This window comes from Natrialba taiwanensis DSM 12281 (assembly GCF_000337595.1).
Classification (GTDB): Archaea; Halobacteriota; Halobacteria; order Halobacteriales; family Natrialbaceae; genus Natrialba; species Natrialba taiwanensis.
Map to the genome: position 1 here is coordinate 16735 of NZ_AOIL01000049.1, position 20700 is coordinate 37434.

Consider the following 20700-nt stretch of genomic DNA (forward strand, 5'->3'; position numbering starts at 1 on the left):
GTATAAGCGATTCGAGACGAAATCTCCGCCGCGTCGAAGCCACACCCATTATACCCTCGCCGCGTCGAACCAGAGCCAGACATGGCTATGGACGTCTTCGGACTGCTCGGCAATCCCGTCGGCCACTCGCTCTCGCCGCCGATGCACGAGGCCGCCTACGACGAACTCGGATTCGACGCCCGCTACGTCACCTTCGAACCCGACTCGGACGAGCTCGCCGCCGCGATCGACGGCGCAGCGGCGCTCGGAATCACGGGACTGAACGTGACCATCCCGTTCAAGCAGGACGCGCTCGATCTTGTCGAGCCAGATGATTTGGCCGCGCGAATCGGGGCGGTCAACACGATCGACTTCGCGGATGCATCGACCGAGCAGCCGACCGGATATAACACCGACGCCGCGGGTGCGCTGCGCGCGCTCCGCGAGCACGAGGTCACGATCGAAAACGCCACTGCCGTCGTCGTCGGTGCCGGCGGTGCCGGCCGCGCGATCTCGTTCGCGCTCTCGGACGCGGGCGCTGACGTTGCGATCGCCAACCGCACCGAGTCGACGGCCCACGACCTCGCCGCCGATGTGCCGGGTGCGACCGGTCACGACCTCGCCGATGACACACTCGACTCCCTCCTCACGCAGGCCAACGTGCTGGTAAACGCCACCAGCGTCGGCATGGAAGACAACGCCACGCCGGTGCCGGCCGATGCGCTCCACGCTGAACTCGTCGTGATGGATGCCGTTTACCGGCCGCTCGAGACGCGCCTGCTTCGAGATGCCGCGGCGATCGGTGCGCAGACGGTCGACGGGGCCTGGATGCTGCTCTATCAGGGCGTCGAGGCGTTCGAACTATGGACTGACCGCGATGCTCCGGTCGATGAGATGAACGAGGCGTTGCGGTCACGGTTGTAGCGCCGGCGCGGAGCGCGGTAATTCCTGCGTTTCAGGCCTGTCGTATCAGACGAATTTAAGTGACAGAGACGACTATGTCGGGACAATGGCACTCCTCGAAAAGCTAAAGTCGTTGTTGGGTCTCGGCGACTCGAGTTCAGATCACCGGGGGTCTCGGGAAGTCGGTGTGACGGTCGAACGGGAACGGGAACGGGAACGGGCAGGTGACCAACAGGGAGGGGCAGCAGACGATACTGGTGCCGAGAGTACGCCAGCACCGTCGTCCGCGTCGTCCACGTCGTCCACGTCGTCTTCGTCGACCGAGCAAGCGTCTGCGGCTGATGATGGTGAGACAGGCGATGTTGATGCGGATGCTGATACTGGTACTGACGCTGACACTGCTACTGATCTCGCGACTGATGCCGACGCCGACGCTGACGCCGACGAGTCCGAATCGGCCGCAGCCGAAACGAGCGCTGCTGGGTCGACGGGGTCAGTAACCGAGACGCCCGACGAACCCGACGAGGCAGCCGAACCCGCCGAGGCAACAGGGCCGACGGAGACGGATGCAGCGCCGACAGCGGACAAGACGCCCGATCTTTCGGAACGAGCGGAGGGTGATGAGGAACCGATAGAAGAGCCCGAGCAGGAGCAAGAACCCGAGGCCGACGAGGCAGCCGAACAGGAACAGGACGACGACCCCATCGAACAGGCCGAGCCCGATGCCGCCGCCGAACAGGCCGATCCGGTCACGGATATCAAGGGTATCGGACCGGCCTACGCCGACCGACTCGCCGGTGCCGGCGTCAACACCATCCCCGAACTCGCCGACGCCGATGCAGCCGCACTCGCCGACGCGACGGACATCTCCGAAACGCGGATCCAGGGCTGGATCGACAGGGCTGAAGTCCGCTAAATTTGGAAGTACCGCAAGCGGCTGGTGGCGAGGATCCATCTTCGAACTCTCGCTTCTCGTCTTCCTGGCTCACGTTGGACCGCTGTATGAATCGCAACATGATTAGGGTACTGGCTCCTCTCAACGGCTATGTGCGACCCGCGTGTCATCACCTCGCGTGCGGCCTTTCGAGCTGTCGCCCGCGAGTCACTGCACTCGACGGATGGCGACGCTACGCCGACGACACGTGATCCGTGCGTTCGCGTGCCGGTCGAAGTCCAACTCACCGTTTCGGACCCGTTCCTTGCGTACCGCCGCGCACGTCTCTCGAGAGACGAGTTCAACGCAACCACCGACGCGGGAGGCGGCCGGCCGAGAAGTGCCGTTCTCGAGACCACCGGCGGGCAGTCCGGGTGGGGATACTTCGGTATCGACCCGATCGATCGGGTGACGGTCGGTGGCGAGGCGGTCACCAGGTCGAACGACGCCGGCTCTCCGTCACTCGCCGCACTTGAGTCCCTGCTCGCGGGGACGACCCTCGCTCGCGGCGACTGTGACGTTCCCGTCCCCTGCGGCGCAATCGGCTGGCTCTCCTACGACATCGCCCGCGAACTCGAAGCGCTGCCGAACGCGGCCGACGACGACCGCGGACTGCCCCGGCTCGAAGTCGCAGTGTACGACCGGCTGGTGTCCTGGCAGGCCCCGACCGAAGATGCGGTGACGCTCCGGATTACGGCGTGCCCGCTGATCGACGGCGGCACAGTGGGACAGGAACAGGAACTGGGACAGGGACAGGGACAAGCAGAGACGAGTTCAGCTGCTGTCGCCGCCCGCGCGAACGAGCCCCGGTTCCGGTTCGGGCCGACCGAGGACGAACTCGGGGCCGCCTACGAGTACGGTCGCGAGCGCGCGCTCGAACTCGCAGGTCGGATTCGAGAGGGTGATCCGGGGGTCGGAGCGCCGCCGGTCGAAACGCCCGCGGCGACCTTCGAGAGCGAGTGTGGCCGCGAGGCGTTCGCCGAACGCGTCCGTCGGGTCAAAGCGGCCGTTCGGGACGGAGAGACCTTTCAGGCGAATATTTCCCAGCGGTTAGTCGCCCCCGCGGCGGTCCATCCCGTCGCGGCCTACGACGCCGTCCGCCGCGTGAATCCGGCTCCCTACTCTTGCTTGCTCGAGTTCGGCGCTGTCGATCTGGTGAGTGCGAGCCCGGAACTGTTGCTCGAGCGCTCGGCGTCTGCTCGTGGACGCGGTCGGCACGCGCGCGACGGTGCCCTCGTCAGAACGGAACCCATCGCGGGCACGCGACCGCGCGGAGAGACGCCGGCCGCGGACGCCGAACTCGAGGCCGACCTGCGGCGGGACGAGAAGGAGCGCGCCGAACACGCAATGTTGGTCGATCTGGAACGCAACGACCTGGGGAAGGTCTGTGAGTACGGCTCCGTCGACGTGGCCGAGTACCGCCGGGTCGACCGCTACGCCGAGGTGATGCACCTCGTTTCCGATGTGACCGGCAGGCTCCGAGAGGGGGTATCGCTCGCGGACGCCGTCGCAGCCGTGTTTCCAGGCGGCACGATTACGGGCGCGCCAAAGCCCCGGACGATGGAACTCATCGACGAACTCGAGGCAACCCGTCGCGGCCCGTACACGGGAAGCGTCGGCATCTTCGGGTTCGATGGCCGAGCGACCCTCAACATCGTGATCCGGACGCTGGTCCGTCACGAAAACGAGTTCCATCTCCGCGTCGGCGCGGGGATCGTTCACGATTCGGACCCCGACCGCGAGTACGACGAGACGCTCGCGAAGGCCCGCGCGCTGTTGAACGCGGTCGACGAGGCGCTGGGTGACCGAGCCGATATGGAACTCGACGCCGAGAGGGAGGATTCCGACACGGTGGACACAAACGCAAATGCGAACCCAAACGCGAACACGAACACCAACCCGAACCCGAACGGCGGTGAGTCGCGTGACTGACCCGATCCGAATTCTGGTCGTCGACAACTACGATTCGTTCGTCTACAACCTGGTCCAGTACGTCGGCGAGGCTGTTTCGGCATCGCACGCGGCCGCAGTCCCCGACGCCGGCGAGGTGCTCGTCCGCCGCAACGACGCCCTCGATCTCGATACCGTTCGCGAACTCGACCCGACGGGAATCGTCGTCTCTCCCGGCCCGGGAACGCCGCGGGAGGCCGGCGTCTCAGTGCCGCTGTTCGCCGAAACCGACTACCCGATCCTCGGGGTCTGTCTCGGACACCAGGCCCTCTGTGCGGCTCACGGGACACCGGTCGGCCACGCGCCGTCGGTCGTCCACGGCAAACCGTCGACGATCAGCCACGACGGCGCGGGCGTGTTCGCCGGCCTCCCGGCGCAGTTCCAGGTCGGGCGCTATCACTCCCTCGCCGTCGAGCGCGACGCGCTGCCGGAGTCGCTCGTCGAAACCGCACGGACGACCGACGATCGGCGTATCTCGATGGCGGTCCGTCACCGCGAGAAGCCCCACTTCGGCGTGCAGTTCCATCCGGAGAGCATTCTGACGCGCCCGGCGGCAGCAGAATCGACGACCGACCACGATCCTCACACCGACACCCCTGACGGCAATGATACCGGCGACGACATCACGCTTGCACTCGGTAAACAACTCATCGAAAACTTCTGCCGGCTCGCAGCCGCCCCCTCGAACACGGAGGCTCGCCGATGACTGACGGATCCGAGCACCAGTATCACGTCGACGGTGAACTCGTTCCCGCGAGCGAGGCCACTGTCAGCGTCGACGACCGCGGCTTTCGCTACGGCGACGCCGCCTTCGAGACGCTTCGCGCCTACGGCGGCACGGTCTTCGAGTGGGATCGCCACGTCAATCGCCTCGAACGGACTTGCGAGGCGCTCTCGCTCGACCACGGGCTGTCGGACGACGACCTTCACCGGCGCATCCGGGCCACCCTCGACGCAAACGAACTCGACGACGCCTACGTCCGCCTCTCGATTACACGGGGTGTCCAGCCCGGCAAATTGACGCCTCGGTCCGACGTCGACCCGACCGTCGTCGTCTACGTCAGCCCGCTCCCTCGCGGTGGTCTCGATGGGCGGCCGGTCTGGGATGCACCGGCGACCGTTCGACGGGTCGACACGCGGCGAATTCCCGACGACGCGCTTCCGTCGGGCGCGAAAACGCACAACTACCTGAACGGCATCCTCGCTCGAACTGAACTCGCCGCCGCCGATTCGCAGGCCGACGAGGCGCTCATGTGCGATACCGAGGGTTTCGTGGCCGAGGGTGCGACGAGCAACCTATTTTTCGTCCGGGACGGCATCCTCTATACCCCCTCGACCGACGGCTCGGTGCTTCCGGGCATCACGCGCGAACTCGTCCTCGAACTGGCCGAGACGACCGACGTGCCGGTTCGAACGGGTGCCTACGAGTTCGAAACTGTCGCCGGCGCCGACGAGGCGTTTCTCACGAACCGGACGTGGGAACTGCGTCCGATCGAAAGCCTCGACGGAACCCCTATCGGCGGCGGGCCGATCACGGCACAGCTGTCGGGGCTGTACGATGAACTCGTCGAGCGGACGTGTTATTCGCTACCCGGTGGGAGCGACTGGCTCTAAGGCGCGAGACTGCTTCCAGCAGCGGCTTGCTGAGTCGAAACGTTGACCACGCGGCGCTCAAAACTGCGTTCCGATGGGGATTGACGCCGAGCGGCGGATCGCAGCGCTTTCCGAGGTACCGAGGGACTCGACGCTGTTGTTTCGAGTTGCAGAACGGACACTGGACCAGTCGACCGACTCCGCAAGCGACGGTCGTGCGAACGCGCCTGAATCTGAGCAGGAGGCGATCCTCGTCGCAACCAGAGTCGAATCCGGTGAGCAACTCGAGGTCGCCTGCTGGCTCAACTTCTGCCAGCACTTTACACACATCAAACTCGACAAAGGCTCCGGTGCGGCCATGCGCAATGACGAACTCGTCTGTGAGAACCACGGGGCGTACTTCGAGGCTGACTCCGGGCTGTGTACGTACGGTCCCTGCGAGGGCGCGACGCTCGCTGCACTCGACGTGACGGTCGAGGATGGAGCCGTCTACCTTACCGACGACGACTACGAGTTCGTCGGCCGCGGTCCGGTCGAGACGGACGACGATCTCACGTCGACCTCGAACGTCGAGTTCTAACTAGGGCGTTCGGATCGCGGTGGGGTGGACGAGGTCGCGTTCCTGGTCGTACTCGATGAGGCCGGCGTCGACGAGCCGCGGCAGATGGTCGTGATACAGGGAGATATACGTTTCCGCGACGCGATCGGCCGGGAGCTCGGCCACTGTCGTGTCAGTTTCGCGGACGGCAACCTCCTCCGCCACGTCGGGCAGGGTCAGATCGTCCTCGTAAGTGGTCATCACCTCGAGAAACAGGCGCCGTCGTTCGCTGGCGAGGAGTTCGAACGCGTCATCGATGGCTGTCGGGTCCGTCAGGTCGTCGCGAGCCTCGAGCCAGTCGAGGGCTGCGAGGATGAACTCGGCGCAGTCGACGGCTGAGTGAGAGGTTGCAGTCATGTGTGATAGTGGGTGCTGTGGGTAGCGTGCGGTGGGTGTTTGTGTGTGGCCGTCTCCGCGGGCAGTTGCGTGGGGACCTCGCTGTGGGCAGTCGCATGGGTCCGATCTGAACGGGAATCTCGATCGCGTGTTCGAGACTGTGTCCCCATTTCTCGGGACCCCACTAAATATTAGTGTCGAAGTGAGGGTAGATTTTTCTCGATTCCTTATCTATCGGTCTCCGTGAGTGTTTCGAGCGCGGGCAGTGACGCGGTCTGGGCCGCGAACACTGTCCCTCGAGACGCTCAGCTACAGTGTCACGACTCGATCGTAAACGTCGGCTCCGTGACCGACTCGCTCTTACAGGAGGGACACCGGGACGGGCGATTCACCAGGTCGTCGAACTCCTCGAACCCGCAGTCTCGACACTGCGGTGGTGCAACAAGGAGTTGTTCGTCCGTTGGATCGACCGACCGAGAAACGTGTTCGACATGCCGGAGTACTGCCTCCGGCGTCAGCTCGAGTTGCACTGCGAGTTCACTTGGCGTCGCTGGCTCGGCGCGAAGCGCGTCGGCGAGTCGCTGCCGGGTCGTTTCGTCGGCCTCTCGCATACGGACTGGTTCGCACCCAACTGTTATCGGTTTGGCGCTCTCCTCACAGTGGCCCTCACTACTACTGGAAATAAGCAGCACCGCCGAATCGCCCGATAGAGCCGGGGCGGTTCATGAAAGGGTAAGTAACTTACATCCAGCAGATGAACACGCTCTCATGAAGGCCGTCGTCCTCGCAGGTGGCTATGCAACTCGCATGTGGCCGATTACGAAACATCGGCCCAAGATGTTCCTCCCGATCGGTGACTCGACCGTGATCGACCGAATCTTCGCTGAACTCGAAGCGGACGAGCGAATCGACGAGGTGTTCGTGAGTACGAACGAGCGATTCGCCGCCGACTTCGAGGCACACCTCGCCGACAGCGAGTTCGACAAACCCCAACTCTCGATCGAGGACACGACCGAGGAGGACGACAAATTCGGCGTCGTCGGCGCGCTGGCCCAGTTGATCGACCGCGAGAACGTCGACGACGACCTGCTGATCATCGCCGGCGACAACCTGATCAGTTTCGATATCGACGACTTCCTCGATTACTTCCAGGAACAGGATGCGCCGACGCTTGCCGCCTACGATGTCGGTTCGCGGGAGAAAGCCAAATCCTACGGCCTGGTTGAACTCGAGGGTGACCGCGTCGTCGACTTCCAGGAGAAACCCGACGATCCGCGGAGTACGCTCGTCTCGATCGCCTGTTATGCGTTTCCACGGGATTCGCTTTCCTTGCTCTCGACGTATCTCGAGGAGGGGAATAACCCGGACGAGCCCGGCTGGTTCGTTCAGTGGCTCCAGAACCGCGAGTCGACGTACGCCTACACCTTCGAGGGTGCGTGGTTCGATATCGGGACGCCCGAGAGCTATCTCGACGCCGTCTCCTGGCACCTCGACGGCGAGTCGCTGATCGCCGATTCGGCGACGCTCGAGAACGTCACGATCGGTAACAACGTCCACGTGATGGGTAACGTAACGCTCGAGGAAACGACGGTCGACCACGCCGTCATCTTCCCGTCGGCGACGGTCCAGAACGGCGATATCCGTCGGTCGATCATCGACGAGGGGACGTATCTCGAAGATCTCGATCTGGCGGGCGCGCTCATCGGGGCCCACACGACGATTACAAACGGTTCGCCCTAGTATTCAGCCCGCGTAGCACTCGTTTCCCCTGGTTCTGATGCAGGAGAGAAGCATGATCAGCAGTAAACATTTAATCGGGGTGAGCCCGTAGCATCAGCCATGCTTGATGCCCTTGCTGGGAACGCGCCGCTGTTGCTCCTGTCGGTGGGTCTCATCCTCATGCTGCTCGAGGCCCTCTCCCCCGGGGCACATCTCATCGTTATCGGTGTCGCACTGGTCGGTGCAGGGCTGATCGGCGTCCTCTTCCCGGGGCCCCTGAACCTGTTCGTTCTGGCAGCACTGACGCTCGGATTCGGGATCGTCGCCGCCTACATCTACAACGAGTTCGACTTCTACGGCGGGAAGGGGACGGCCCAGACGTCCGACTCCGATTCCCTGTCGGGTTCGACGGGCTACGTCACCGAGACGGTCTCGACCCGTGGCGGCGAGGTGAAACTCGACGATGGCGGCTTTGCGCCGTTCTACAGCGCCCGGACGACCAGCGGCACGATCGAGGAGGGCGAGGAAGTCATCGTCATCGATCCGGGCGGCGGCAACGTCCTGACGGTCGAATCGCTCGGATCGATCGGCGAGGACGAAATCGATCGGGCGCTCGCGACGGAGTCTACGGATGCCGAACGCGAGGCCACCGAACCGGAGGCGGTCGACGATGACAGTACCGACGCTGGTACCGACACGGAGACGACGACCGGCTCGTCGAGTTCCGATTTCGAGGGCGATGACAATGACAATGGCGATGGCGGTGGCGATAGAGAGAGTGATGGCAGGGACAAGGACAATGTGGACGCCGATGCCGATACGGACACACAGCCCCGGTCTCAGTCCCAATCATCATCCGTTCTCAACGAATCTCTCTCCGAAACAGACCACTCTTGAGGTGAGTTCGGCTGCCTTAGGTAAATACGGGAACACTTTTCCCGTCACCGCCACAAGGGCAGATTATGGTCGTAGAACTGTTCCCCCTGCAGACCGCCGGTACTATTGCACTGTTCCTCGGTGCACTCGTCCTCGTCCTCGTCATCGCCGCACTTCTCAGTGCGATCGAGATCGTCGACGCGTACGAGAAACGAGCACTCACCGTCTTCGGTGAGTACCGCAAACTCCTCGAACCCGGTATCAACTTCGTCCCGCCGTTCGTCTCGAACACCTACCGGTTCGACATGCGAACGCAGACACTCGACGTTCCCCGCCAGGAAGCCATCACCCGCGACAACTCGCCCGTCACGGCCGACGCCGTCGTCTACATCAAGGTGATGGACGCCAAGAAGGCGTTCCTCGAGGTCGACAACTACAAGAAGGCCGTCTCCAACCTCGCCCAGACCACCCTCCGTGCCGTCCTGGGCGACATGGAACTCGACGACACGCTCAACAAGCGCCAGGAGATAAACGCCCGCATCCGCCAGGAACTCGACGAACCCACCGACGAGTGGGGTATCCGCGTCGAGAGCGTCGAAGTCCGCGAAGTTAACCCCTCGAAGGACGTCCAGCGCGCGATGGAGCAACAGACCTCCGCCGAGCGTAAACGCCGCGCCATGATCCTCGAAGCACAGGGTGAACGCCGCAGCGCCGTCGAGAAGGCCGAAGGTGACAAACAGAGCGAGATCATCCGCGCACAGGGTGAAAAGCAGAGCCAGATCCTCGAAGCGCAGGGTGACTCCATCTCGACCGTCCTGCGCGCTCGCTCGGCCGAATCCATGGGCGAACGCGCCGTCATCGACAAAGGCATGGACACGCTCGCCGATATCGGCCAGGGCGAGNTCGCTCGGCCGAATCCATGGGCGAACGCGCCGTCATCGACAAAGGCATGGACACGCTCGCCGATATCGGCCAGGGCGAGTCCACGACGTTCGTCCTCCCGCAGGAACTCTCCTCGATGCTCGGCCGCTACGGCAAACACCTCTCCGGCAGCGACGTCAAGGAAGACGGCACCGAACTCGAGAGCCTCGGATTCGACGAGGAGACTCGCGAACTGATCGGTCTCGACGACATCAGCGAGATCATCGGCGAAATCGACCAGGAGGCCGATATGGATGTCGAGGCGATGGAACAGGAAGCACAGGCGATCAAGGAGGGCCAGGACCCTGCCAGCATCTCCGATCCCGACGATGTCATCGAAGAGATGGACCAGGAGTTCCAGGAAGGCCAGACCGACGGCGGCGCTCCTGTAAGCGAGAGCGACTCATCGGAAACGGACGATTCAGCGACGACTAACTGATACCTAATCGCTGAATCGCTCCCGTTCAGCCCACACAACCCGCGGCAATCCAAACTGAACTCGGGCAGCTGCTCCGAGTGCAGCCGACTTTTTCGTCCCGCCCGAGACGCAACCGCTTCAGAAACGAGACTGTCTTCGCTTTCAATTCGAGTGAGGGAGCGAAACCTGTTTTACGGTACAGGTCCTTTCGGACGATAGACACTCATGACATCGTCCGACGGGGTCGACGACGAGAAACGAGCCACCTTGCGCCGCTTTGCCGCCGTTGGTGCTGCTTCCCCGCTTGCTGGCCTCTCCGAGACAGCGTCGGCTGAAACGGGCGATAACGACGCTCGCGACGCGATCACCGGCTACCTCTCGACGACACCCGGTGCACACTTTTCGAAAATCCGGGATGATCTCCAGCTCGGAACCGGCGAAACCCAACACCACCTGCGTCACCTGACGGACGCCGGAACCATCGAGCGCTACCGGGATGGCGACTACAAACGGTTCGTCCTCGCGAACCGTTTCGACGAGTTCGAAAAACACGCACTCGGCTACCTTCGCCGCGAGACCCCTCGCGGCATGCTCGTCGAACTCCTCTCGGACCCGGACGCGACCGGCGGCGATCTCGCGGACGCACTCGCCGTGTCCGCCCCGACGGTAAGCAAGTACGCGGGTGAACTCGAGGAGGCGGGACTGCTCTCCCGCGAGGGTGGCTATACGGTCGAGCGCCCGACGACGGTGCTCTTGCTCGTCGTGCGCCACGCGGACTCGTTTGGCGAGCGAGCGATGCGACTCGCGCGGGACGCGGATCAGCATCTGGCCTATGACTATGCGGGCGATGCGCGCGAGTTCTAACCGGCACGTGCCGACTCGAATCGAGTTCGCACTCGGCACTCGGCACTCAGCGGTCGAGGTCGTCGAGTAGCGTCGACAATTCGGTCAGTGAGTCGAGTTCGTAGGTCGCGTCGGCAGGGCAATCGAGGTCGCGATTGTGCTGGCGGCGAACGAACGCGGTCTCGAGGCCGGCAGCGGTGCCAGCGATGACGTCTTTCTCGAAGTCGCCGACGTAGAGGCCCCGTGGGTCGTCGATGCCGAGTGTTGCGAGGGCATCTTCGATGTAGTAGGGATTTGGCTTTCGGCGGCGGTAGCCGTCGATGGTCGGGTCGCGCCCGCGGATGACATCGAACTCGAACTCGAAGTGGTCGGCGACGAACTAGGCGGTCTGGTGGCGGTTGTTGGTGACGAGGCCGAGGGTCGTGCGTTCGGCGAGTTCGTCGAGAACGATAGTGTCGTCGTAGCGGCCTCGGTCACCCGATCGAAGTCGGTCGTGGGTTCCGTCGGAGGCGTATCGTTCTGCGAGTGCCCAGAACCGGTCGGGATCGATACCGAGTGCGGTGCAGTGCTCCGAGAGGTGGGTTGTATCGTGTCGTCTCAGCTCGCGGCGCTGGGCGGGTGACGGTGTGGCATCGAGTTCGGCGAGGGCGGCGTCGACGGCGTCGGCGTACACCTGGGGGCTGGTTCGCGGGCCCTCGAGGATGATGCCGTCCATATCGAAGAGGATCGGGAGTGGCATTCGGTAGTAACGAGGTGGACGGAGGAGCGAATAAAGGCGAGGGAAACAGGTGTCCCGTGGGCGGTGAGGGTGGCAGCCTTAGAGACTGACCTTCCAGGTGGTGCTCGAGGAGTAGCCCCACTTCTCGATTTCGACGTCGCAGTTGTCTTCCTGCAGGGCGCTGATGTTCGAGCCGACCTCCTTTGCGGTCATGCCGAGTTCCTGTCCGATGAGTCGGGATTTGAAGTAGGTTTTCGTGGCTGCGTGTTCCCGGAAGTACTGCAGGATCTGGCGTTGTTTGCTCGTGAGGTCGGGGGCCATTGCGGTGCTCATACTACTCGGCACGGCGGTGATTCCCTTAGGGGGTTTGGTACGTGAAGTTAACCCGCCGCCTGCGTGCGGTTTCAGGGGGAAGTAATAGATCGATAATCGTCTCGAAAGGGGAAGTTGGTACGTCCAGTTAATACGTTCAGCGCGTTGACTCTCCGGTGTGGCTGACCATCAGGTTCGTGGGCTACTCTCGATCGTAGTAGCCGGTCAGAAACGGTCCGAACGCACACGCGACGCCCTCCGCGAGCGCCTGCGTTCGGTCGGTGAGCCCGTCGGTCAGGACGCCCGCCGCTCCCTCCGTTTCGGCGACGCCGGTCGTCTCGAGCAGGTCGTCCATCACCGGGCCGAGTTCGTCGCCGGCCTCGAGACGACTGGTCACGTCGTCGGGGAGACGCAGTGACGGGCCGCTGCCGACGTCGGTGTGCGTGCCGTCCGTGACGGCTGCCCACATGATTAGCGAGAGACTATCCGTGCCGTCGAACCGAGCAACGCCGCCTTCCAATCCGACGCCGTAGTCGGGTGGCTCACTGTCCGGTTTGTCCGCCAGCACCCGGTACGCACGACGAGCGCGGTTGCGTGCGCCGGTAATCGTCTCCTCGACAGACCAGGGCTGTTCGGAAACGCCGGAATCGACCGCGACGGCCGTAACTGTCGGCTCGAACCGCTCGAGCGTCCGTTCGACGGCCCCGATTTTGACCGGATTCGTGCTGCCAACGACGACGTTCATGGCCGGCAGTGGGGGCCGTTCGTACTTGGGTTGGCCGGTTCGGTTCGGCCGCTTGTTCTATTGTCATCTATCATCCCTGTTCGGACGAATTACGCGTTTTCGAGCGGTGTCAAGCGCAGATTCCGAAATCCTTAACCCGTGTGTCCCGGAACGGGGTAGGTAACGAATCCGTCCGGGCTTTTGCAATCGCCTGTCCGGGCAGTATTTGCCACCGTATGACAAACACATCATCAAACACGAGAGTACGGCGTAGCGAACAGGAGACGGCCGAACAGGAGACCGAGACCGAAGAGAGCGACCTGGTCTGTCCAGAATGTGCAGGCAACCTCGTCGTCGACGACGAACACGGCGAAACCGTCTGTGAGGACTGCGGGCTCGTCGTCGAGGAGGACTCCGTCGACCGCGGTCCCGAGTGGCGCGCCTTCGACGCCGCCGAGAAAAACGAGNACCGTCTGTGAGGACTGCGGGCTCGTCGTCGAGGAGGACTCCGTCGACCGCGGTCCCGAGTGGCGCGCCTTCGACGCCGCCGAGAAAAACGAGAAGTCCCGCGTGGGCGCACCCACGACGAACACGATGCACGACAAGGGGCTCTCGACGAACATCGACTGGCGCAACAAAGACGCCTACGGGAACTCGCTCGGCTCCCGTCAGCGCGAGAAGATGCAGCGCCTTCGCAAGTGGAACGAACGCTTTCGCACCCGTGACTCCAAGGAACGCAACCTGAAGCAGGCGCTGGGCGAAATCGACCGCATGGCCTCCGCAGTGGGCCTGCCGACGAACGTCCGCGAGACAGCCTCCGTTATCTACCGACGCGCACTCGACGAAGACCTCCTTCCTGGTCGCTCGATCGAAGGCGTCTCGACCGCCTGCGTCTACGCCGCCGCCCGCCAGGCCGGCGTTCCCCGCTCGCTCGACGAAATCGCCGATGTCTCCCGCGTCGAGAAAAACGAAATCGCTCGCACCTACCGCTACGTCGTTCGCGAACTGGGACTCGAAGTCCAGCCCGCAGACCCCGAGAGCTACGTTCCGCGATTCGCGTCGGGACTCGACCTTTCGGACGAAGCCGAACACCGCGCTCGCGCGCTCCTCCAGAACGCCAAGGAAAAGGGCGTCCACTCCGGCAAGTCCCCGGTCGGACTCGCCGCCGCGGCCGTCTACGCCGCCGCACTGCTGACCAACGAGAAGACCACGCAGGCCGCCGTCTCCGACGTTGCGGACATCTCCGAAGTGACCATCCGGAACCGCTATCACGAACTCCTCGAAGCCGAGGAAACGCTCGGACTGGCGTAATCGGTCTCTCCTGATTCGGTTGGCAGCAACTTTGCATCAGCGCTTCTCTCGCAACACTCGCCGGACCGACACCGTTTTTCTCACGCTCGTCTACGTTCTCGGTATGGGTCTCGAGTTCGATTCGTTCACGCTCGCCGCGTCGACTACCGATCTCAGCGAGGAACCGGCCGCCCGCGAGTTCGCCGACGCGATCGAGTTCAGAATGGATCTGGCGAGTGAGCCACTTGCCGCTCTCGAGGCGTACGACGAGCGGGTCGCGTCCACGCCCGATTCGGTGCCGATTCTCGCCACGAACCGGGCCGCGTGGGAGGGCGGCGAGGCGGCGGACGACGGCCGACTCGAGACGCTGGCCGCAGCCGCCCGATTCGACGCCGTCGAGGCGATCGATATCGAACTCGAGTCGCTTCGGGCGGGTGCGACGGCAGCGACTGACGCCCGCAAAGCGGCACGAGAACGCGACGTGAGTGTCGTCGTCTCCGCCCACGACTTCGAGGCGACGCCGCGTGCCGTCGAGATGCGTGAGACGCTTACCGAGGCCTGTGAGTACGGCGACGTGGGCAAACTCGCCGTAACGGCTGCGGATCGCGAGGATGCGCTGGCGGTGCTCACGGTGACACACCAGCTTACCGCCGCCGGACACGACGTGGCAACGATGGCGATGGGCGAAGCCGGAAGCCATACCCGAGCCGTCGCCCCGGTCTACGGCTCGCGGATCGGCTATGCTCCAGTCGTCCCCGAGCGGGCGACGGCACCGGGTCAGTACGACCTCGAGACGCTCGCCGAACTCGTCGAGCGGCTGCAGGCAGCTTCCCCCTCGGCTGCGTGAACTGACTCGTTTCGCCGCTCGAACGGGACGATCCGGCTGCAGGCATCTCCATCCCGGCTGGAGGGTCCGTTCTCAGTGACCATCTCTCGTGCGTGACTATCGAAACGAATCGGAATGTTAAGGGGCTGGCACTCCGAGGACTAAGTACGATGACTTGGCTTCGTGCGCTCGTTATTGGTGGGATCTCTCTTCTCGTCCCTGGAGCCGGCCACGCGCTGCTTCGGGACTGGCTTCGCGCGTTCGCTTTCGGCGGGCTGTTTATCGTTGCTGGACTGTTCTTCCTGCCGACAGCAGAAATCGCTGCGGCTGATTCGTTCGCCGATAGTATGACGATCGCAACCCAGGAAACCGAGCGGATCACCCAGTTCCTCTTCTCGTTTATCGCGCTGTTTGCCGCAATCGATGCGACCTTCCGCGCGCTGGGAGTCCCGCCCGGCCGGGGTAGTAACGACGCGGACGGGCCGACCTGTCCAACCTGCGGCAAAGAACTCGACGAGGACCTGTCGTTTTGTCACTGGTGTACGACTCGACTCGAGTCGCCGCCCGCCGGCGAGGGTGAGACGGCAGGTGCCGTTAACGCGACGGACGAGTCTCGAAACCACTGAATTGCCGACCGTCAAATGACGACCAACGAGCGGAGAACATCAAACGGCGAACATCAAACGACGACCGCCGACCCGGCTACTTCTCGATAATGCTCTCTTCGACCGCTTCTCCGAAGTGGCGAGCGGTATCCTCGTAGTACAGGAGGAGTTCGTCGCCGGCCTCGAGTTCAGTCACCGCCGTCCGTCCGGTCGCCGTTGCTACCTTGATCGTCTCCGCGTTCTGGAGGAGCGTCTCGATTCGGTCGCCCTCGTCCGTTTCCAGGGCGACGCGGAACATCGGCCGCTGCTCGATCTTGACGCGGCCGACGATGGCCTCGCGCGTGTTCCCGTCCGTATCGACGATCTGAACCTCGTCGCCGCTTTGGAGTTCCGAGAGATACTTCGTTCCCCCGTCGGGTGTGCGAACGTAGGCGTGAACCGCTCCCGCGTTGACCCGGAACGGGCGCGAGGCCACGTATGGCGAGTCGGCCGTTTCGGCGTGGACGAAGACCAGCCCGCGGCTCATCGAGCCGACGAGCATCCCCTCGTCGTGTTCGAGCAGGCTGCCGGTATCGACGCAGACCCGATCTGCGCTGCCGATCTGCTCGACATCGAGCACCTCGGCGAACTCGAGGTCGAGCGATTCGCGTTCGGCCTCGTCGCGGACCTCGACGGTTCGTCTGATCTCGTCCGGATCGTCGGCATCGAGGAGGACGGCGTCGGAGCCGAGTTCGAGCGTTTCGAACGCGGTCTTTGCCTCCTCAGCGCTGGTCACGCCCGCGACGAGGTCGGTTTCGTCGCCGATGCGGGCGATCAGGTTTTCGAGCGGGATGATCGTCCAGTCCTCGCCGATGACGATCGTGTACTCGCCTTCCTCGGCGGCCGTTTCGGCGAAGGCCTCGTACTCCGTATCGAGGATGCGGACGTACGCGCCGCGGTCGAGATCGCCGTTCCGCCGGAGCGTCGAAAGGTCGGCCGAGCCCGAGAAGTCGTTCGGTAGATCGATCGTCGCGTCGCCCTCGCCGTTCTTGCCGACGATGATCGCGTCGGGGTCGGCCGCTGAACTCGCGGCGAGTTCAGCGTCGCCGTCCTCGTCGGTGTCGTCGGCCTCGGCGTTGTCGACCAGTGTCACGTCGCCATCGGTTCGGAACGCGGCGATATTGATGTCGCCGAGTTCACGCACGCGTTCGACGTCGTCCTCGTCGACCAGCACCCAGTCCGCGCCGGCCTCGAGCGCGGCGGTAATCCGCGCACGGCGGTCGTTCCAGTCGCCGACGGTGTCGTCGGCTTTGATCCAGACAGATCGTGTCATGACTCGACGGTCAGTGGGAACCGGCTTGAACGTGGCGGATCTGGCAGGCGATGACGACAGTACAACACCCTACGGCGACCGGTAGGTTTGCGTCGCTCGTCACAGTTGTCATGATCATAGCAATAGTACTGATAGTAACGATGGTAACGATACTTTCGTAGAAGTGAATAATATCCTACCGGTACTGCGTTTTTGTATGGGTCAGCGTCAGTTCAAACCCGAAGAGACGGCGGAGTCGGTTTCCGTCGAGCAGGCAGTGAGTCGCCTCGATGTCGACGCGCTCGGCGAGGTCGCCGGGACTGCGTTCGACCATGCGGGAGAACTGGCCGCATTCGAGTTCGGTCACACCGCCGCCGTCCTCGGTGCGATTCGACTCGCGAGTCGGCGCAGTCGACACGCGACACTCGAATGCGAGCGGCTTGCGGCCGTATTCGACGTCGACCCCGATTCGATTCGGGGAGCCGACGCGATGATTGCGAGCCATCTGACCCCACCCGCTGACGCCGCGGAGATTCGAACGCTCCGCCGGCACCTCATCGTGACGGAGGAACTGCTGACTGCGGTTCGGTCCGCGACGCAGCCCCGTCCGAACTGCCGCCCTGCACTCGCTGCTGCCGCGCCCTGGCTCCTCGGGCGGGCGGAGCAAGCGACCACGCGCCCCGATGACGACGCAATCGGCCTCGATGAACGAGCCCTTCGCACCCACGCCGCCCGCATCCGACGCGATCTCGAGCTAGCTCGGCTCGGGACGAAACTCCACGCACTGGTCGTCGAAGAGCGCTAAGCCGTCATCCGTTCTGTTTCGCCGCAGTCTCATTCCCCATCGACTGCCGAGAGCTTGTGTTTGAACGCGCGGTAGGCGTTGTCCCCTTGCTCCGTGAGCGAGACGACGCGACGGCGGCCGACCGACTCGATCGTGACGTACCCGTCTGCCACTAGCGGGTCGAGAACGTGCGTATCGAGGACGCGAAAGGCACCCTTGTCCTCGCCGGCCCGCTCCTCGGGCGACTGGCGATCGGCCATGAACGAGAGCCCCCGATCCCGCGCGAACTCGATGAGGTCTTTCTTCTTCGGCGGCGCGGTCCGATCCGCGTGGAACCCGTCCCACTCGCCCGGATCGCGGAGAAACCCGAGAATCGCGACCTGGTCGGGTGTCGGCGAGTCGACCGGATACGTCGGCAGCCGTTCGACTGCGGCGATGCCGGTCGAGGCCGGTTCCCGTCTGCCGTCGTGGGCGTAGGATTCGGGTTCCACGTAGTACGCTCGCGCGTCGGTCGAGCCGTCCATACACGCGATCGTCGCCCCGATCGCGGCGATCGTTCCCGCGCCGGAAACGTTCACGGAAACGTCGTCGTCCGGGTGCTTCGAGGCGATCGTCGTCACGGCCCCCAGCACGGCGTACACGTCCGTCAGATCACACGCCCACGTCCGCACCTCGGGAACGATCGCGTCGAGTTCAGTGCGCAGGTCGTCGTGATAGGTCGCCTGGGAACTGTCCGTCGTCCGTCGGTGGGAGTCCTCGGCGACCTCGGTGTCCGCCGCTTGGGTTCGAGATTCATCGGTGTCCGCCGTCGGTTCGAGCAGATAGACCAGGTCGGCACGCTGGGTTCGGATCGGTTCGCAGATCCGATCGTACTCGTAGCCGAGCGGCACGATGTGAACTCGTTTCACCACGTCCATACGCTGAGGAGACGTGGCGTCGAAATAACACCTGTTGTCTCGAAATTTTCAGCGCTGTGGTCGGTCCTGCTCTCCGGTGACGGACGGCGAAACGTTGAGAACGGTTGCGTTCCTACGAGGGATAGATGGCCGCCTACGATGCGATCTGTTTCGATCTCGATAGAACTCTTTGCGAGGCGACGCAGGACCCCGAGACCGTACTCGCGTCGACGTTCGATCGAGCCGGCGTCGATCCGTTCTGTACGCCTGAGGATCTCAGGGACGCGATTCCGGCGCTGCCGACGACCGGGACGGCTCGCGAGTTCTACGAGGCGCTGTTTACGGAAGTCGTGGATCGGACGGTGACGGATTCAGGAAACGGGTCCGCACCCGGTTCCAGTCCCGATCTCGATCTCCGTCACGACGCTGCAGTGCGGCTCGCCGACTCGTATCTCGAAATCCAGGACCCGACGGCCGTCCGGTTTCGCCCCGGTGCGAAGGCGGCCCTCGAACGCGCTCGCGATCTGGGACACGTCGGGCTCATCACGAACGGCGGCCGGGAAACCCAGACGCAGAAACTGCGGGCCTTGGGCATCGAGGACGCCTTCGACGTTCGCGTCTTTACCGACCCGGACGCCGGAATCTTCCCCAAACCCGACGCGGCCCCCTTCGAACACGCCCTCGCGGCGCTCGAGGCGACGCCGGACACGGCAATCCACATCGGTGACTCGCTCCACGCAGACATCGGCGGTGCCAACGCGATGGGCCTCGATTCGGCCTGGGTTGATATCGACACCGAAACCCAGAACGAACGCACAACACGACGCGACGGCCCAACGGCACACGAACGCAAACTTCAACCGACGTACGAACTCTCCTCGCTGGAGACGTTCGAAACGATCCTCTGAGGTCTTCGTGAGACGCCGCCCCGGCTACGCTGTATTCGACTCCAGAAGATCCGTGTGAACGACAGCCCGATACTGGCTGTCGGTCGCATCCTGGAGGCGTTTGAGCAACGCCGCCGCGTCGGCGAACGTTTCCGGAAGGTCGAAGGGGTCGTCTGCCTCCTCGTCGCGCTGCTTGCAGAGTTTCGTGAACGCGAGCAGCGTCTCGTCCGTCCCGGGCGGGGCGTAGACCGTGGCGATATCCGTCGTCACCTGCTCGCGCCAGTGCTCGATCACGGACTCGGCTTTGCGCCGCGTCTGTCGCTTTTGCTCGACGAGTTCAGTTGCGTCGATGCCGGCGTCACCGAGCACGTCGTCGAAGACATCCTGGAGTTCGTCGGTCTCTTCTTCTATATACGGCGCGTCGGCTTCGGCCTCGATCAACTGGGCGAAGGCCTCCAGTTCGTCCCGCCTGACGGCGACGGGATAGACGAACTCGTGGGTGTCCTTCGGCAGCGTATAGGAGTTGCCTTCGGTCCCCTGTTCGCCGGGGCCCGACTGACCCAGCATCAACTCGAGTAGTCCCATACCTAAAACAGGTAGCGAGAGGCGAATAAGTGTTCCGCGGTCGGATCGGCGGTATCGTCTCGGTCGCCCCGCAGGCGTGTGTTACCACTCGTCGCCGAGTGCCGTCTTCGCGCCACCGTACTCGCTTGCGGTCGTCCACGTTCTGCCGCTGGCCGTGTGTTCGACCTCGTAAGCCGCACCGCAGTTCCCACAGCGATACCCGTCCGGAGAGCGGACGGGCTTTGAGGCCCGGTGGCGCTGTGCCGTCCAGTCGCAGTCGGCGGCGAGACACCGCAGGATGTACCGCGGCTCGGTGAACGCGCGACAGTGGCGAGGGGCATCGAGTTCAGTTGCGCGCTCGCGAAACCGCGGGCCGTGTCCCGATTCGCCGAAGCGTCGAAACTCCCAGGCGTGGACGAGTTCGTGTCTGACGATGCCGGCGAACTCGGGCCAGTCGTAGCGGTCGTAGGCGCGTCTGGCGAGGATAACGGTCGCGGTTTCGCGGTCGGCGTGCCAGCGACACGCGCCGGCGCGGCGTTTCGCCCGGGTGGAGACGGTCCATTCGAGCGCCGAGAGGTCGAGTTCGAAGTCGGCATCGGCGAGGACGTCGCGGGCGTGAATCCGTGCGCGTGCGATGATCTCGTCGTCGATCGTCAACCGGTTGTCCTCTCCGTCGGTCACGGGTACGCGGTGGCAAACGGACGGGGAGCGTGAAATTCTTCCGATCAGTACA

General features: G+C 63.9%; 21 protein-coding genes and 3 pseudogenes. 15 read left to right on the top strand and 9 right to left on the bottom strand.

All coding sequences use genetic code 11. The annotated features are described in order from the left end of the window. The first annotated feature begins 87 nt into the window (after window positions 1-87). From C484_RS13060 to C484_RS13085, 6 genes are all read left to right on the top strand, one after another. Complete coding sequence (locus tag C484_RS13060) at window positions 88-903, top strand: shikimate dehydrogenase (RefSeq protein ID WP_006826392.1); 816 nt, start codon at window positions 88-90, stop codon at window positions 901-903. Window positions 904-988: 85 nt separating this feature from the next. After that, a complete protein-coding gene (locus C484_RS13065) occupies window positions 989-1798 on the top strand; it encodes a helix-hairpin-helix domain-containing protein (RefSeq protein ID WP_006826393.1) in 810 nt (269 codons plus the stop codon). A gap of 129 nt (window positions 1799-1927) precedes the next feature. Continuing rightward, window positions 1928-3748 carry an anthranilate synthase component I family protein gene (locus tag C484_RS13070; RefSeq protein ID WP_006826394.1) on the top strand — a complete coding sequence of 607 codons (1821 nt, stop codon included), beginning with the start codon at window positions 1928-1930 and terminating at the stop codon, window positions 3746-3748. After that, the gene (locus tag C484_RS13075) at window positions 3741-4472 is read left to right on the top strand and encodes an anthranilate synthase component II (RefSeq protein WP_006826395.1); all 732 of its coding nucleotides are present in this window, start codon (window positions 3741-3743) and stop codon (window positions 4470-4472) included. Before C484_RS13070 ends, C484_RS13075 begins: the two co-directional genes overlap by 8 nt. Beyond that, complete coding sequence (locus C484_RS13080; protein ID WP_006826396.1) at window positions 4469-5380, top strand: aminotransferase class IV; 912 nt, start codon at window positions 4469-4471, stop codon at window positions 5378-5380. Before C484_RS13075 ends, C484_RS13080 begins: the two co-directional genes overlap by 4 nt. 73 nt (window positions 5381-5453) lie before the next feature. Next, window positions 5454-5939 carry a Rieske (2Fe-2S) protein gene (locus C484_RS13085; RefSeq protein WP_006826397.1) on the top strand — a complete coding sequence of 162 codons (486 nt, stop codon included), beginning with the start codon at window positions 5454-5456 and terminating at the stop codon, window positions 5937-5939. On the opposite strand, the gene C484_RS13090 is transcribed toward C484_RS13085, so the two are convergent. Together C484_RS13090 and C484_RS13095 are read right to left on the bottom strand one after the other, a co-directional pair. After that, window positions 5940-6314 carry a DUF7344 domain-containing protein gene (locus C484_RS13090; protein ID WP_006826398.1) on the bottom strand — a complete coding sequence of 125 codons (375 nt, stop codon included), beginning with the start codon at window positions 6312-6314 and terminating at the stop codon, window positions 5940-5942. It lies immediately after the preceding gene. A gap of 296 nt (window positions 6315-6610) precedes the next feature. Then, the gene (locus C484_RS13095) at window positions 6611-6904 is read right to left on the bottom strand and encodes a transcriptional regulator (RefSeq protein ID WP_006826399.1); all 294 of its coding nucleotides are present in this window, start codon (window positions 6902-6904) and stop codon (window positions 6611-6613) included. Between the two features lie 157 nt (window positions 6905-7061). On the opposite strand from C484_RS13095, the gene C484_RS13100 reads away from it, so the two are divergent. The 4 genes and pseudogenes from C484_RS13100 to C484_RS13115 all read left to right on the top strand — a co-directional run bounded on the left by C484_RS13100 (window position 7062) and on the right by C484_RS13115 (window position 11091). Then, a complete protein-coding gene (locus C484_RS13100; RefSeq protein ID WP_006826400.1) occupies window positions 7062-8033 on the top strand; it encodes a sugar phosphate nucleotidyltransferase in 972 nt (323 codons plus the stop codon). Window positions 8034-8132: 99 nt separating this feature from the next. Further along, entirely contained in the window at window positions 8133-8909 is a 777-nt protein-coding gene (locus C484_RS13105) for an NfeD family protein (RefSeq protein ID WP_006826401.1), read from the top strand. A 65-nt stretch (window positions 8910-8974) separates the two neighbouring features. Continuing rightward, window positions 8975-10248, top strand: a pseudogene (locus C484_RS13110) (SPFH domain-containing protein). 204 nt (window positions 10249-10452) lie between these two features. Then, window positions 10453-11091 (top strand): winged helix-turn-helix transcriptional regulator, encoded by a 639-nt coding sequence (locus tag C484_RS13115; protein ID WP_006826402.1) that lies wholly within the window; start codon window positions 10453-10455, stop codon window positions 11089-11091. Between the two features lie 46 nt (window positions 11092-11137). On the opposite strand, the pseudogene C484_RS13120 reads toward C484_RS13115, so the two are convergent. The 3 genes and pseudogenes from C484_RS13120 to C484_RS13130 all read right to left on the bottom strand — a co-directional run bounded on the left by C484_RS13120 (window position 11138) and on the right by C484_RS13130 (window position 12845). Continuing rightward, a pseudogene (locus tag C484_RS13120) lies at window positions 11138-11809 on the bottom strand (HAD family hydrolase). 78 nt (window positions 11810-11887) lie between these two features. Continuing rightward, window positions 11888-12109 (bottom strand): DUF7123 family protein, encoded by a 222-nt coding sequence (locus C484_RS13125; protein WP_006826404.1) that lies wholly within the window; start codon window positions 12107-12109, stop codon window positions 11888-11890. A gap of 193 nt (window positions 12110-12302) precedes the next feature. Further along, complete coding sequence (locus C484_RS13130; protein ID WP_006826405.1) at window positions 12303-12845, bottom strand: DUF84 family protein; 543 nt, start codon at window positions 12843-12845, stop codon at window positions 12303-12305. 215 nt (window positions 12846-13060) lie between these two features. Here C484_RS13130 and C484_RS13135 point away from each other — a divergent pair. From C484_RS13135 to C484_RS13145, 3 genes and pseudogenes are all read left to right on the top strand, one after another. Continuing rightward, a pseudogene (locus tag C484_RS13135) lies at window positions 13061-14135 on the top strand (transcription initiation factor IIB). A gap of 103 nt (window positions 14136-14238) precedes the next feature. Continuing rightward, the gene (locus tag C484_RS13140; protein WP_049915450.1) at window positions 14239-14961 is read left to right on the top strand and encodes a type I 3-dehydroquinate dehydratase; all 723 of its coding nucleotides are present in this window, start codon (window positions 14239-14241) and stop codon (window positions 14959-14961) included. Window positions 14962-15110: 149 nt separating this feature from the next. Then, window positions 15111-15566 carry a DUF7575 domain-containing protein gene (locus C484_RS13145; protein ID WP_006826407.1) on the top strand — a complete coding sequence of 152 codons (456 nt, stop codon included), beginning with the start codon at window positions 15111-15113 and terminating at the stop codon, window positions 15564-15566. A gap of 76 nt (window positions 15567-15642) precedes the next feature. Here C484_RS13145 and C484_RS13150 read toward each other — a convergent pair whose 3' ends face one another. Next, window positions 15643-16857 carry a 3-dehydroquinate synthase II gene (locus tag C484_RS13150; RefSeq protein ID WP_006826408.1) on the bottom strand — a complete coding sequence of 405 codons (1215 nt, stop codon included), beginning with the start codon at window positions 16855-16857 and terminating at the stop codon, window positions 15643-15645. Window positions 16858-17053: 196 nt separating this feature from the next. Between C484_RS13150 and C484_RS13155 the strand changes: the two genes are divergently transcribed. Then, window positions 17054-17641, top strand: a complete 588-nt coding sequence (locus tag C484_RS13155) for a hypothetical protein (RefSeq protein WP_006826409.1) — start codon at window positions 17054-17056, stop codon at window positions 17639-17641. Window positions 17642-17670: 29 nt separating this feature from the next. Here the strand turns inward: C484_RS13155 and C484_RS13160 are convergent, their stop codons facing one another. Then, window positions 17671-18537, bottom strand: coding sequence for an HFX_2341 family transcriptional regulator domain-containing protein (locus C484_RS13160; RefSeq protein WP_006826410.1), 867 nt, complete (start codon window positions 18535-18537; stop codon window positions 17671-17673). 125 nt (window positions 18538-18662) lie between these two features. Between C484_RS13160 and C484_RS13165 the strand changes: the two genes are divergently transcribed. Further along, a complete protein-coding gene (locus C484_RS13165; protein ID WP_006826411.1) occupies window positions 18663-19424 on the top strand; it encodes an HAD family hydrolase in 762 nt (253 codons plus the stop codon). Window positions 19425-19448: 24 nt separating this feature from the next. Here C484_RS13165 and C484_RS13170 read toward each other — a convergent pair whose 3' ends face one another. Beyond that, window positions 19449-19988: a hypothetical protein gene (locus C484_RS13170; RefSeq protein WP_006826412.1), complete on the bottom strand. Its 540-nt coding sequence runs from the start codon at window positions 19986-19988 to the stop codon at window positions 19449-19451. Window positions 19989-20069: 81 nt separating this feature from the next. Then, window positions 20070-20648: a SprT family zinc-dependent metalloprotease gene (locus C484_RS13175; RefSeq protein WP_006826413.1), complete on the bottom strand. Its 579-nt coding sequence runs from the start codon at window positions 20646-20648 to the stop codon at window positions 20070-20072. Between the last annotated feature and the right edge of the window lie 52 nt (window positions 20649-20700).

What these genes read in the sequence shown, in the direction of transcription:
- C484_RS13085 (WP_006826397.1), top strand. Translation starts at nt 5,454, where the DNA reads ATGGGGATTGACGCCGAGCGGCGGATCGCAGCGCTTTCCGAGGTACCG.
- C484_RS13095 (WP_006826399.1), bottom strand. Translation starts at nt 6,904, where the DNA reads ATGCGAGAGGCCGACGAAACGACCCGGCAGCGACTCGCCGACGCGCTT.
- C484_RS13105 (WP_006826401.1), top strand. Translation starts at nt 8,133, where the DNA reads ATGCTTGATGCCCTTGCTGGGAACGCGCCGCTGTTGCTCCTGTCGGTG.
- C484_RS13170 (WP_006826412.1), bottom strand. Translation starts at nt 19,988, where the DNA reads ATGGGACTACTCGAGTTGATGCTGGGTCAGTCGGGCCCCGGCGAACAG.
- C484_RS13130 (WP_006826405.1), bottom strand. Translation starts at nt 12,845, where the DNA reads ATGAACGTCGTCGTTGGCAGCACGAATCCGGTCAAAATCGGGGCCGTC.
- C484_RS13150 (WP_006826408.1), bottom strand. Translation starts at nt 16,857, where the DNA reads ATGACACGATCTGTCTGGATCAAAGCCGACGACACCGTCGGCGACTGG.
- C484_RS13065 (WP_006826393.1), top strand. Translation starts at nt 989, where the DNA reads ATGGCACTCCTCGAAAAGCTAAAGTCGTTGTTGGGTCTCGGCGACTCG.
- C484_RS13070 (WP_006826394.1), top strand. Translation starts at nt 1,928, where the DNA reads ATGTGCGACCCGCGTGTCATCACCTCGCGTGCGGCCTTTCGAGCTGTC.
- C484_RS13145 (WP_006826407.1), top strand. Translation starts at nt 15,111, where the DNA reads ATGACTTGGCTTCGTGCGCTCGTTATTGGTGGGATCTCTCTTCTCGTC.
- C484_RS13080 (WP_006826396.1), top strand. Translation starts at nt 4,469, where the DNA reads ATGACTGACGGATCCGAGCACCAGTATCACGTCGACGGTGAACTCGTT.
- C484_RS13140 (WP_049915450.1), top strand. Translation starts at nt 14,239, where the DNA reads ATGGGTCTCGAGTTCGATTCGTTCACGCTCGCCGCGTCGACTACCGAT.
- C484_RS13115 (WP_006826402.1), top strand. Translation starts at nt 10,453, where the DNA reads ATGACATCGTCCGACGGGGTCGACGACGAGAAACGAGCCACCTTGCGC.
- C484_RS13100 (WP_006826400.1), top strand. Translation starts at nt 7,062, where the DNA reads ATGAAGGCCGTCGTCCTCGCAGGTGGCTATGCAACTCGCATGTGGCCG.
- C484_RS13160 (WP_006826410.1), bottom strand. Translation starts at nt 18,537, where the DNA reads ATGGACGTGGTGAAACGAGTTCACATCGTGCCGCTCGGCTACGAGTAC.
- C484_RS13165 (WP_006826411.1), top strand. Translation starts at nt 18,663, where the DNA reads ATGGCCGCCTACGATGCGATCTGTTTCGATCTCGATAGAACTCTTTGC.
- C484_RS13155 (WP_006826409.1), top strand. Translation starts at nt 17,054, where the DNA reads ATGGGTCAGCGTCAGTTCAAACCCGAAGAGACGGCGGAGTCGGTTTCC.
- C484_RS13125 (WP_006826404.1), bottom strand. Translation starts at nt 12,109, where the DNA reads ATGGCCCCCGACCTCACGAGCAAACAACGCCAGATCCTGCAGTACTTC.
- C484_RS13090 (WP_006826398.1), bottom strand. Translation starts at nt 6,314, where the DNA reads ATGACTGCAACCTCTCACTCAGCCGTCGACTGCGCCGAGTTCATCCTC.
- C484_RS13060 (WP_006826392.1), top strand. Translation starts at nt 88, where the DNA reads ATGGACGTCTTCGGACTGCTCGGCAATCCCGTCGGCCACTCGCTCTCG.